The sequence below is a fragment of the Neoalteromonas facilis genome (assembly GCF_002807665.1).
Lineage (GTDB): Bacteria > Pseudomonadota > Gammaproteobacteria > Enterobacterales > Alteromonadaceae > Alteromonas_E > Alteromonas_E facilis.
Genome location: NZ_PEAY01000003.1, coordinates 531,887 through 543,918 on the forward strand (window position 1 = coordinate 531,887; position 12,032 = coordinate 543,918).

General features: G+C 43.7%; 10 protein-coding genes. 6 read left to right on the forward strand and 4 right to left on the reverse strand.

Features of this window, described 5'->3' with window-relative positions; translation table 11 throughout:
- The first annotated feature begins 5 nt into the window (after nucleotides 1-5).
- On the forward strand, nucleotides 6-1,022 hold the full coding sequence (locus CSH93_RS10685) for an NAD-dependent epimerase (RefSeq protein ID WP_100643223.1): 1,017 nt from the start codon (nucleotides 6-8) through the stop codon (nucleotides 1,020-1,022).
- Nucleotides 1,023-1,103: 81 nt separating this feature from the next.
- Here the strand turns inward: CSH93_RS10685 and CSH93_RS10690 are convergent, their stop codons facing one another.
- The gene (locus tag CSH93_RS10690) at nucleotides 1,104-2,453 is read right to left on the reverse strand and encodes a UDP-glucose dehydrogenase family protein (RefSeq protein ID WP_100643224.1); all 1,350 of its coding nucleotides are present in this window, start codon (nucleotides 2,451-2,453) and stop codon (nucleotides 1,104-1,106) included.
- Nucleotides 2,454-2,567: 114 nt separating this feature from the next.
- On the opposite strand from CSH93_RS10690, the gene rfbB reads away from it, so the two are divergent.
- Nucleotides 2,568-3,587, forward strand: a complete 1,020-nt coding sequence (gene rfbB, locus CSH93_RS10695) for a dTDP-glucose 4,6-dehydratase (protein ID WP_205663285.1) — start codon at nucleotides 2,568-2,570, stop codon at nucleotides 3,585-3,587.
- Here rfbB and CSH93_RS10700 read toward each other — a convergent pair.
- Nucleotides 3,584-4,411: a patatin-like phospholipase family protein gene (locus CSH93_RS10700; protein WP_100643226.1), complete on the reverse strand. Its 828-nt coding sequence runs from the start codon at nucleotides 4,409-4,411 to the stop codon at nucleotides 3,584-3,586. The genes rfbB and CSH93_RS10700 overlap by 4 nt on opposite strands.
- 253 nt (nucleotides 4,412-4,664) lie before the next feature.
- On the opposite strand from CSH93_RS10700, the gene CSH93_RS10705 reads away from it, so the two are divergent.
- A complete protein-coding gene (locus tag CSH93_RS10705; protein WP_100643227.1) occupies nucleotides 4,665-5,201 on the forward strand; it encodes a hypothetical protein in 537 nt (178 codons plus the stop codon).
- Nucleotides 5,202-5,236: 35 nt separating this feature from the next.
- The gene (locus CSH93_RS10710) at nucleotides 5,237-6,286 is read left to right on the forward strand and encodes an asparagine synthase-related protein (RefSeq protein ID WP_276307703.1); all 1,050 of its coding nucleotides are present in this window, start codon (nucleotides 5,237-5,239) and stop codon (nucleotides 6,284-6,286) included.
- A gap of 12 nt (nucleotides 6,287-6,298) precedes the next feature.
- On the opposite strand, the gene CSH93_RS10715 is transcribed toward CSH93_RS10710, so the two are convergent.
- Nucleotides 6,299-8,479, reverse strand: coding sequence for a malate synthase G (locus tag CSH93_RS10715; RefSeq protein ID WP_100643229.1), 2,181 nt, complete (start codon nucleotides 8,477-8,479; stop codon nucleotides 6,299-6,301).
- 132 nt (nucleotides 8,480-8,611) lie between these two features.
- Nucleotides 8,612-9,553, reverse strand: a complete 942-nt coding sequence (locus CSH93_RS10720; RefSeq protein WP_100643230.1) for a LysR family transcriptional regulator — start codon at nucleotides 9,551-9,553, stop codon at nucleotides 8,612-8,614.
- Between the two features lie 194 nt (nucleotides 9,554-9,747).
- Here CSH93_RS10720 and CSH93_RS10725 point away from each other — a divergent pair, with 194 nt between their 5' ends.
- A complete protein-coding gene (locus CSH93_RS10725) occupies nucleotides 9,748-11,211 on the forward strand; it encodes a WS/DGAT/MGAT family O-acyltransferase (RefSeq protein WP_100643231.1) in 1,464 nt (487 codons plus the stop codon).
- Nucleotides 11,208-12,002, forward strand: a complete 795-nt coding sequence (locus CSH93_RS10730) for a lipase family protein (protein WP_100643232.1) — start codon at nucleotides 11,208-11,210, stop codon at nucleotides 12,000-12,002. Before CSH93_RS10725 ends, CSH93_RS10730 begins: the two co-directional genes overlap by 4 nt.
- Nucleotides 12,003-12,032 lie beyond the last annotated feature (30 nt).

The following is a 12,032-nucleotide window of genomic DNA, read 5'->3' on the forward strand; positions in this document are numbered from 1 at the left end:
TTGTTATGAAAGTACTAGTAACGGGTGCAGCAGGATTTATTGGATCTCATGTTACGCTTTATTTGCTTGAGCGTGGCGATGAAGTGGTCGGTGTAGATAACCTCAATGATTATTACGATGTATCGCTAAAGGAAGCGCGGCTTGAGAGAATTAAGGCGCATAAAAACGGCGCCAACTTTAGCTTTATTAAAATGGCAGTTGAAGATCGTGAGGGAATGCCGGCACTATTTGTGGAACAACAATTTGATAAGGTTGTGCATCTTGCGGCGCAAGCGGGTGTGAGATACTCGCTGGAAAACCCGCATGCGTACATTGACGCTAACATAGTTGGGTTTATGAATGTTTTGGAAGGTTGTCGCCACAACAAAGTGCAGCATTTAGTTTATGCATCATCGAGCTCGGTATATGGTGCCAATGAGAGCATGCCATTTTCAGTTCATGACAATGTGGATCACCCGGTATCTCTGTACGCAGCCAGTAAGAAAGCCAACGAGTTGATGGCGCATACGTATAGTCATTTGTATAACTTGCCGACGACAGGGTTACGTTTCTTTACCGTTTATGGTCCTTGGGGGCGCCCAGATATGGCGTTGTTCCTATTCACTAAGGCGATTCTTGAAGATAAACCGATCGATGTATTTAACTTTGGTAATCACCGCAGAGATTTTACGTACATTGATGATATTGTTGAAGGGATTATTCGCACACTGGATCACAACGCGCCAGTGAACCCTGAATGGGATGGTAAAACGCCCGATCCCGGTACAAGTAAAGCGCCTTGGCGTGTGTATAACATAGGCGCTCAGACTCCGGTGCACTTGCTCGAATATATCGAAACCCTTGAAAATGCACTGGGTAAAACCGCTGAGAAAAACTTACTGCCCCTACAACTAGGCGATGTACCCGATACATATGCTGATGTAGAAGCTTTGGTAGATGATGTGGGCTACCGTCCTAAAACCACTATCAAAGAGGGGATCAGTAACTTTGTTGAATGGTATAGAGACTTTTATAAGGTTTAAGTTGATATTACCTGAATATTAGAGGTATTTGAAAAGGAGTCACAAGCACAATATGTTTGCGACTCCTTTTCATCTTTAAACTCAAAGAGTTGGCTCGCTTCTTACCGAACGGCCTCGTCCAATACCGTAATATTTTATGCCATACTCTTCAACAAGGCTCGGCTCATACAGATTACGCCCATCAAAGATAACTTTTTCAGTTAGCTTATCATTTAAAAGTTCAAAATCTGGTGCTCTGAACGACTGCCACTCGGTACAAATGACCAGTGCATCAGCATTTGTTAAGGCGCTTTCTTTAGTGCCCGTCAAGGTTAAGTCATCTCGAATACCGTAGATCCGTTGAGCTTCTTCCATTGCTTCAGGATCAAATGCTTGTACTTTGGCTCCAGCATTCCACAATGATTCCAAGAGTACACGGCTGGAAGCCTCTCTCATATCATCGGTATTAGGTTTGAATGATAACCCCCAAACCGCGAACGTTTTACCAGCTATATTACCGTGGAAGAAGTCATTAATGTAACTGAATAATTTTTCCTTTTGACTGTAATTAACCGCCTCTACGGCGTTTAATAATCGAGCATCAAAACCGACACTTTTTGCGCTTCTTGCCAATGCCTGCACATCTTTAGGGAAGCAAGAGCCACCATAACCACATCCGGGGTAGATAAATTGAAAGCCAATGCGAGGATCGCTACCGATACCCTTGCGCACGTTTTCAATATCTGCGCCAAACTTTTCGGCTAGGTTAGACATTTCGTTCATAAAACTGATTTTAGTAGCCAACATGCAGTTTGCAGCGTATTTAGTTAATTCAGCACTGCGAATATCCATTGTAATAACGCGATCATGATTTCTATTAAACGGCGCGTAAAGTTCTCTGAGGCGCTTCTCAGCTTGTGGACTATTGGTCCCGATTATTATTCTATCTGGCTTCATACAGTCGCCAACAGCTGCCCCTTCTTTGAGAAATTCGGGGTTTGAGACTACATCAAAGTTAATAGACACATTTCGGTTCTTTAGTATCCGTTCCACCTCAGCTTTCACTTTATCTGCGGTACCAACTGGGACGGTAGATTTGTTAACAACAATTTTAGGGGAAATCATATTTTGGGCAATGATGTTAGCGACACTCAACACGTACTTGAGGTCGGCTGAGCCATCTTCATCTGGCGGAGTGCCTACCGCAATGAAGATAATATTGCCATGTCCAATTCCTTCTGCAGCATCAGTTGTAAACTTGAGGCGGCCTGCTTCGAAGTTTGAAGTGACAAGAGGCGTCAAGCCTGGCTCATAGATTGGAATGATACCTTTCTTAAGGTTATCTACTTTTTTTTGGTCAACATCTACGCACATTACATCGTGTCCCACTTCGGACAAAACAGCGGCTTGAACTAACCCAACATAGCCGACTCCAAAAATTGTTACTTTCAATGATTTCTCTCCGATACTATTTCCGCGTAAGCTACCTATTTAATTTAGGTATTTCAATCGGAACTACATGATAAAATCGAGACATGAGATAGGTGAATTGAGTGTGTCTTTATTTTGAGCGGTTTTAGAAAAGTTTTAGTTACTGGCGGCGCAGGCTTTATTGGCTCAGCGTTAATCCGACATTTGATACTAAATACTCAATATAATGTGCTCTGCATTGACAATTTAACTTACGCATCACATCCGAACGCACTTGATGCTGTCAAATATGAACCTCGTTACCGTTTTCTCAAATCCGATATAAATGATTTGGTTACAGTATCTGAAGCTATTCAATCATTTGCACCGGACATTATATTTCATCTCGCCGCAGAATCACATGTTGACAATTCTATTGCGGCGCCAGATACGTTTATACACAGCAATATTCTTGGTACATACAACCTGTTGAAAGCGGTTCAGGCATATTGGCAAGGGTGTGTTGGGCAAAAAAAAGAAAATTTTCGGTTTCTTTATGTGGGGACCGATGAGGTCTATGGCAGTAATGAAACAAATACGCCATTTAGCGAGAGTCGTGCATTTGAACCCAGCTCTCCCTATTCAGCGTCTAAAGCAAGTGCAGCTCTACTCGTTAACAGTTGGTATGTGACTTACGGCTTGCCCTCATTAATAGCGCATAGTGCTAATAACTATGGTCCTTATCAACACCCAGAGAAACTTATCGCAAAGGTAATCAAAAACGCAATTGAGGGAAAAGTCATCCCAATTTATGGGGATGGCAATCAGCAGCGTGATTGGATTTTCGTAGATGATCACGTCAATGCTTTATGTCGACTTGCTGAGAATGGAGTTATAGGTAATACATACAATATTGCGTCAGAAAGGCTTATATCTAATATTGATTTAGTTAGACTTTTGTTGAAAACGCTATCTAAAAACAATAGGTGTAAAACGAATATAAATCCGTCTTCATTGATACACCATGTTAACGATCGTCTTGGACATGATAAGAGATACTTTATTAGCTCAGATAAGCTAAGAAAGCTATGTGCTTGGGCGCCTAAGGTACCTCTAGAAGATGGGCTTTCGCGCACAATCGATTGGTATTTGAGCGAGTTTGATCGAAACGACTAAACTCTTTTCGCTTTAGGTAGTTTGGTCGGAAGATATTCGAAAACAGTATTATATCCAGCGTTATACAGTTGCTCTTTTTGCTCTTCCGTCATATCAAAATCGACCGCTGATGCATCTCCAGTGTTAATTACCAGGGTGTTATGCCAATAATCAGCGTGCACATATTCTCGTGATAAAGCGGTCATAAATGTTCGAATAAGCAATCCTACATACTGCGGTAGCATCAGCCTGCTTTTACTGTCAAAGGGCCGTTCTCGCAATTCGCTTTTTAAACGAAAGCAAACACTTGGGGTGCCATCACCACGCCAGTCTTCAAATAGGGCATCCTCTGCGAGTATTGCGCCATCTACCATGACGTGTTGCTTATAGATTTGAAAACTAAAAATAAGCGGTATCGACATTGAATAACGGATTGCCTTTGAGACTTTAATCTCAGGTGTTAGCGTTCGATTAAAAACGACGGGCCCACCGCCATTGATATCTGTCGCCAATATATTCAAATCCATGTCTAAATCACCAAACAATTTGCCATGAAGTTGTTTGTCCATCCAGCTTTCGAAACGTTCACCAGAGGCCAAGCCCCCTTGAAATATAAGGCGTAATAAATTGAATTCACGAAATTGTTTAAAATTAGTATCCCGGGCCAGTTTGTATATATCCTCGAGTTGATAACCTGAAGCAAATAATGCCGCAACGATTGAACCACCGGACACGCCTACGATGGTATCGAAGGATATTTTTAAATCGTGCAATGCTTGCAATATGCCTATGTGAGCGGGAAGGCGAGTACCACCACCAGAAAAAATAGGAACAATTGGCTGCATTGTTATATTGAACTCCCATACTAGTCATAATGACAGCTTAGGTTCTGTCGTTAAGATACGCCAGTATATGACTTGAGTATTAGGCCATAGATCTCCAGATAGAACGGTTTTATGTGAAACTATTTCGACCGGTATTTTTTCAATGAGTTAAACGCTATGCAAAGTAGCACTGATATCCTGAGATATATCGTTATCATATTGAATATTGCATGTTACTGTATAAGTCGCAGCATTAATAAAGCCCACCACAGCCATGAGAAAACTGTTAGTTAAGTTCGATAAAGTAAGCGTTAATATCGCATTAAAGAATGGATTTGAATTATTTGAATCTGAAGGTAGTTATTTACTATACAGTTTTCTACCTCTTGGAATCGATATTAGCCAATTGATGGTTGATTTAAGTAACTCCAACTATGATTTCAATGAAATAGCTCATGGTCACTATACTCTTATATACATCGAATTTAACGACGAAAGTCCGTGTATTAGAATTGTGCAAGATAGGTTTGGCAGTGAAGTCGTCTTTTTTAAACTTGAATCAGATGAACTGACAGTTGCAACCAGTTGGTTAGAAGAAGGCTTAGTCAGCAATGACGAGATGTTTAATTCAGAAGTACTCATAGATATTTCATTAACCCGTTTGAATGACCCTAAATCTCGATTCTTCAATTTGAATGGCAGTTGGCAAGAGCTGTTATTTGGTCATGCGGTTGAAATGAAAGGTGGTAGTGTAGAATATGTCCAAACTCCGAAGCTCGACTTTTTTATCCGCAAAATTGCACTCGACTGACAGATGAAAGGGCAATTAAAGCGATTGAGCAAGAAATTGAACAAGCAATGTTAAGCGTTCGCAGAGAAACTGAAACATGTGCAGTATTACTTAGTGGAGGCACTGACTCTTTTATACTTTTGGCAATGGCTAAGAAGATTTTTTCTCAAGTGATCGCCTATAGTCCTGAAATAGAAAATGCTAACAACGAGGAATTAGATAGAGCAAAGGTAATGGCAGCGCATTTGGGAGTGCCACATATAGTAGTCCCGATCAGCGATGAAGATATAAAAGCGGGTTGCGAGCTTATATTGGTGTCAATAGGAAGACCCATACGCAATTTTAGTTCGCTAATCTACCCTGCGTTATTTGCTGCAATTAATGAAAAGCATGTTTTTTACGGATTGAATGCAGATATATTGTTTGGTGATAAAGACAACAAAACTCAGCTAGTTGACAATAAATATAAAAACCTCTTTGAGTTAATTCCTCAATTTTTAAGAGGCAAAAAGGTAAGACAAATACTATCTTCTCTCAGATACGGTGTTTCACGTTTGGGAATTTTAGGCTTGGGCCCGAATAACGAGAAACATCGGAATAAAATTCTTGAAGTATTTAATGTCAATGAAATGGACAGCCCTTTCATGCAAGAACAGTTGCCCCAGGGATCGTTGGTTCGTCAATTTAATTGGTCTAAGAAACTTATATTTGACACCGAATGTAGGCTTCATATGCTTGAAATCGAAGCTAGCGCTCAATCTCATAGTATTAGGGTGGTGACTCCGTTTTATTCGAGAGAATTAAATCGAATATCAGCAAGTTTGTCTTTTGAGCAGTTATACGGAAATGCTGGAGTCTCCATACTGAAGAATTTCAAGAGAGATAATAAGCACCAATGCAAGCCGTTAATAAAGAGAATAGCAAACAAGTATATTGACGCAGACATGGTCTATAAGCGCAAACTTGACTTCCCAACGCCATACGATCGTTGGATGTCTGAATTGTTTAATGACCTGCCAAGCTTAACTCTCGAGAGCATGCCTGTTCAGACTTACTGGACGTTATACAACTTACTAAAGCTGAAACAATTAAAGCATCAAAAGTAAGCCATTTAGGGCTTACTTTTGAATTGATTTCATCTCAATCCGCTTCGCATGAAGCAAGGGCTCGGTGTAGCCACTAGGTTGTTCACAGCCTTTGAATATAAGCTCGCTGGCGGCTTGGAAACCAATCGAAGAGGCAAGATCCGGAGCCATCGGAATGTACTCAGGGTCACCTGCATTTTGTTCATCAACTAACGACGCCATTTTCTCTAGCGATTGCTGCACTTGCTGTGGCGTAATGACTTTATGCAGTAACCAATTCGCTAAGTGCTGGCTTGAAATGCGCAATGTGGCGCGGTCTTCCATAAGCCCAACGTTATTGATATCGGGCACTTTGGAGCAACCGACCCCTTGGTGAACCCAACGTACAACGTAGCCGAGAATGCCTTGAACATTATTGTCTACTTCACGTTGAATTTGTTCATCACTAAGTGTACTGGCAGGATCTGCCAATGGGATCGTGAGTATGTCATCTAGCCCGTCAAATGCCTCGCTTTTCAGTTTTTCCTGAATACTAAACACATCAACTTGATGGTAGTGCAGGGCATGCAAAGTAGCTGCTGTAGGAGAGGGGACCCATGCTGTATTCGCGCCTGATTGAGGGTGGCCGATTTTGGCTTGCATCATATTGGCCATTTGATCAGGGATCGGCCACATGCCTTTACCGATTTGCGCTTTTCCGCTTAACCCGCAAGAGAGTCCAATCGCCACATTGGCATGCTCATAGGCTTTGATCCATGGCATGGTTTTCAATGCAGCCTTGTCTGCAAAAGCTCCAGCATGCATTGAGGTGTGGATTTCATCACCGGTGCGGTCAAGAAAACCGGTGTTAATGAATACAACACGTTCTTTCGCTGCATTGATGCAGGCCTTTAGGTTCACCGTTGTGCGACGCTCTTCGTCCATAATTCCCATCTTCAACGTATTGTTGGGAATCGATAACACATTTTCGACGGCGGCAAATAAATCGTTGGTAAATGCAACTTCCTCAGGCCCATGCATTTTGGGCTTCACGATATAAATACTGCCTTGAGTGGAATTAACAAAAGGGCTGTTGCGTAATAAATCATGTTTACCGATCAAGCTCGTGATGACGCCATCCATCAGTCCTTCAAATACCGGTTCGCCGCGGAATAAAATCGCGTCATTGCGCATTAAATGGCCTACGTTACGCACAAACATCAAGCTTCTGCCCGAGACCGTATAATTGCCACCATGCAACCGGTCATAGTGACGGTCTTCATTCATAGAGCGGGTAAACGTTTTTCCGCCTTTGTCCATGCTCACGTTAAGTGTGCCTTGCATAAGGCCAAGCCAGTTACTGTACACCAAGGTTTTATCTTCTGCGTCGACGGCGGCAACCGAGTCTTCACAGTCCATAATGGTTGTGAGGGCGGATTCCAATAAGATGTCTTTTAGCCCCGCGGGGTCGTCTTTTGCAATGGGATGTTCGGGTTCGACTTGCAACTCTGCATGCAGGCCATTATGGCGCAATAAAATTGCAGAGGGTGCACTTACATCGCCTTTGTAACCGGCAAACGCTCCGCTATTCGCTAACGTAGTATTGGACTCATCAGACAGCGTTACGATCAAGCCATCATCACTAATCGAGTATCGAATGGCATCAACGTGAGATCCATTCTGTAATGGGGCAATCGTATCTAACCACAGACGAGCTTGACGGATAACTTCAGCCCCACGCGTGGGGTTATAACCGCCGCTACGCGATTTGCCAGACTCTTCGTCAATGATATCGGTGCCGTACAGTGCATCGTATAAACTGCCCCAGCGCGCGTTAACGGCATTCAATGCGTAGCGAGCGTTGTTAATCGGTACCACGAGTTGAGGACCTGCCTTAACGGCAATTTCATCGTCGACGTTTTGGGTTTCTATACTGACATTGTCGGGTTGATCAACTAAATAACCGATGTCCGCTAGGAAGGCTTTGTAGTCGGCCGCGTCAAGTTCAGAGTGTTGCAGGTGGTACTGGTCGATTTTCGCTTGTAGAGTGTCACGCTTTTGCAACAACGCAACGTTTCTATCGGTGAATTCAGCCAATACAGTGGAGAAACCTTGCCAGAATTGTTCACTGGTGACACCGCTGCCCGGCAGGGCTTTGTCTTCAATAAAATCAAATAGACATTTTGCGATTTGAAGTTCATTGCGTGTTTCGCGCTGTTGGCTTGTCGACGTCATAAACGGCCTCATGAATGATTAACAGTGACGCCACTAGTTAATCATGAGTGGCACCTAATGTTTAATTTATGCCTCCGATGCCTACTATAAATTATGTGAATGCATTTGAGAGGTCGATGTCACACTATTTACCTAACTCGCGATGTCGTTGCCAACATCGGCGATTAAACGGCGCAGCCATATATGACCGGCGTCATGATGAAGTAAAGCGCTCCACGCCATTTTAAGTGCAATGGGTGGAATATCAAAAGGCGGATCAACAATACTGACAGCAGGATCATCTGCAAGAATGCGCGCAGCACGACTTGGCAGGGTAGCAATCAAATTCTGTGTTTTCGCCATTTGCAGGGCAGCATGATAATGGCGGGTGAATACCCTTATGTCGCGTTGTTTACCCAGCTTTGTCAGTTCAGCATCAACCCAGCCAAGCTTTTGAACTTCATTCGGATCAATGCCGACGCCCACACCAAAGCCAGTCTTGCTGACCCAAATATGCTGACCACTTAAGTATGCATTAAGGTCGAAGTTTTTCTTTTGCGGATTATTGCTGCTGATCACGCAGGAGAAGGTGTCATACCAAATAACCTTCTGATGGAATGACAAAGGCAGTTCATCAAATCGGTTGATCGCCATATCAACCTTGCCCTGCTCAACATCATGAAAGTTGACGTCACTTGGGGTGATTAAATCGAGTGTTATGTTGGGGGCAAGTTCTCTTAATCGGCCCACTAACTCAAGTACCAAAGTAGATTCAGCATAATCAGAGGTCATGATCCTGAAGGTGCGATCACTAGACGCCGGGTCAAATTCAGTTTCAGGCTGAATTGAGGTTTCAAGGCGGGCGAGCACATCACGAATAATCGGTTGTAGTTCAGTGGCTCTCTGGGTAGGGGTCATCCCTTCGCTGGTGCGCACTAATAAGGGATCTTTGAATAGGTCTCTCAAGCGTTTAAGGCCGTTACTCATTGCAGGTTGGGTAATGCTTAACTGGTTGGCAGCTTTGGTGACGCTGCCTTCCCTCAACAGCACATCGAGATACACCAATAAATTCAAGTCCACTTTTGCGATATTCATGTTTTTAATAGGTCTGCCTGTCCAGATTCTTAAAATTGATTATATAGCGTTTGAATTAGATTTATAGCTAGTTCTTTAGTCTTATACATAACCATCATTAAGTATGATGTTAGGGTGTTAAATCCTGCTGAACTCGCTTGATGATGTTGATTGAGTGAATTAACATCAAATTAACAACTGTGCGAGGATATCCAATGGAATCGCTTAGCGGGTTAGATGCAGCTTTCTTATATTTAGAGTCGGATACTATTCCGATGCACATAGGTGGTGTCGCCATCTTGCAAGGTTCCCTTGCCTATGAAGACTTTGTTACCTTTATGCAGCAACGCGTACACACGGTGCCTCGCTTACGACAAAAGTTAGTTAGTGTACCCATGAGTCTGGATAGACCTTATTGGGTCGATGACCCTGATTTCGACCTGAGTAATCACCTTGCGCACCGAACACTCCCATCACCTGGTGGCTGGCGAGAGCTTCGAGCAATGGCTTCTGACATTTTTTCAGGGCAAATTGACCGACATAAACCCTTGTGGGAGTTTGTCTTTGTTGACGGTATCGAAGACATTGCTCAGGTACCTAAAGGTTCAATTGCGCTGGTCAGTAAAATTCACCATGCTGGCTTTGATGGTAAATCGGGTGCTGATCTTATGAGTATGTTATTTGATGTGTCGCCCACACCGCGCCCAGTTCCGCCTGCTGACAAAGCGCCATCCACAGAAGAAGCCCCTGGTAATCTTGGATTATTAGGCCGCACGGCAATGAATTTAGTTTCTAGGCCTACACAATTGCCAGGATTGTTGTGGGATGCGGGTAAAGCGGCATTAAAAGCCAGCTATTTAACCCGTATTGAAGGGCTTAAACCACCCACTTTGCCCTTTAGTGCACCCAAATCGATATTAAACACCACCGTTGAGCGCCAGCGCTGTTGGGACAGTGCCGTACTCGATTTGTCGCGTGTGAAGTTATTACGCCGGGGCGTTAAAGGCGCTTCTTTGAATGATGCGGTTTTAGCCATCTGTGCTGGCGCTATCCGGCGGTACTTATTGGAAAAAAATGAACTGCCTGAAGATCCTATAGTTGCAATGGTGCCTGTGAGCACGCGCACGAATGAAGAAAAGAATGCGATGGGCAATCAGGTAGCGGCCATGTACGTGCAATTGGCTACGGATATCGACGATCCGCTAGAGCGATTTAAAACGATAGTCCAAAACACAAAAACGCAAAAAGAATATCAAAAAGCCGTCGATGCTCGCAGTTTAATGGGATTTGCAGAGCTTATACCATTTGGTTTGGCTGGTGCCGCATCACGGTTCTATTCAAAAATGGCGTTAGCCAAGCGGCATAATCCTTTGTTCAATCTCGTCATTACCAACGTACCGGGGCCACCTATCCCCGTATACCTGTCTGGACATGAATTATTGGTCAATATGGGCACCGCTCCCTTATATGATGGTATGGGTCTTATGATCCCAGTGTTCAGTTACAACAATACATTGTCAATCAGCCCAACCAGTGCTGAAAACATCATGCCGGATATCAACGTGTTCGCACGTTACTTAAGGGAGTCTGCATTAGAGCTGGAAGCGTTAGTTGAAAAACGAGTGAGTGCATTTGCCGCACTCAATGCATTAATCAGTAATAAAGAGCATCATTTATGAGTAAAGCAATGACCACTCAACGACCTTCTCGGTTGAATTTATTGCGAGAAGGGCGCGCCTTAATGGAGTTCGGCGCTGCAGGTTTAGCGATGCCATTGCTCATGCGAGCCCCTAAAGGAGATGGTCACCCTGTCATGGTGATCCCCGGTTTTTTAGCCAGTGATAGAAGCACAGGATTGATCCGTACCTTTTTGAAAATGAAAGGATATGCAGCCAGTGGTTGGGAGCTTGGGCGTAACTTAGGTACTCACGTAGTCAACGGTGAGAGGCTTATTAGTGACCAACTACTCAATCGAGTGATCACTGAGCATGTTAAATATGATGCCAAAGTAAGTCTGGTTGGCTGGAGCTTAGGTGGGATTTTAGCGCGTGAAATTGCACGCGAAATTCCGGACTGTGTGCGCCAAGTGATTTCTCTTGGCAGTCCGTTTAATGGCCCGCAGGGAGCTGCGCCCATTGCGGCTCGTATGTTTAAGCTTATAAACGGTGACGTTGCAGAACGTTCGCCCGATGCTATGGAACGTATGCTCAAGCCACCCCCTGTGCCATCAACGGCCATCTATTCTAAATCAGATGGTATAGCGCATTGGCAGGCTTGCCGCGATGATTGGGCGCATGACGCAATTCGTGCAGAGAATATTGAAGTGAAGGGTAGCCATATGGGCTTAGGGCATAATCCGCAAGTACTGTGGATTGTGGCGAATCGTCTGGCTCAGGCAGAAGGGGAATGGCAACCGTTTCGCCAAAAAATCATGCACAAGCTGTTATACCCAAATCCCAATCGCGCTTAATTCAACGGCAAAAAAAAAGCCCGCTTCCTG

What these genes read in the sequence shown, in the direction of transcription:
- CSH93_RS10715 (WP_100643229.1), bottom strand. Translation starts at nt 8,479, where the DNA reads ATGACGTCGACAAGCCAACAGCGCGAAACACGCAATGAACTTCAAATC.
- CSH93_RS10725 (WP_100643231.1), top strand. Translation starts at nt 9,748, where the DNA reads ATGGAATCGCTTAGCGGGTTAGATGCAGCTTTCTTATATTTAGAGTCG.
- CSH93_RS10700 (WP_100643226.1), bottom strand. Translation starts at nt 4,411, where the DNA reads ATGCAGCCAATTGTTCCTATTTTTTCTGGTGGTGGTACTCGCCTTCCC.
- CSH93_RS10705 (WP_100643227.1), top strand. Translation starts at nt 4,665, where the DNA reads ATGAGAAAACTGTTAGTTAAGTTCGATAAAGTAAGCGTTAATATCGCA.
- CSH93_RS10720 (WP_100643230.1), bottom strand. Translation starts at nt 9,553, where the DNA reads ATGAATATCGCAAAAGTGGACTTGAATTTATTGGTGTATCTCGATGTG.
- CSH93_RS10730 (WP_100643232.1), top strand. Translation starts at nt 11,208, where the DNA reads ATGAGTAAAGCAATGACCACTCAACGACCTTCTCGGTTGAATTTATTG.
- CSH93_RS10685 (WP_100643223.1), top strand. Translation starts at nt 6, where the DNA reads ATGAAAGTACTAGTAACGGGTGCAGCAGGATTTATTGGATCTCATGTT.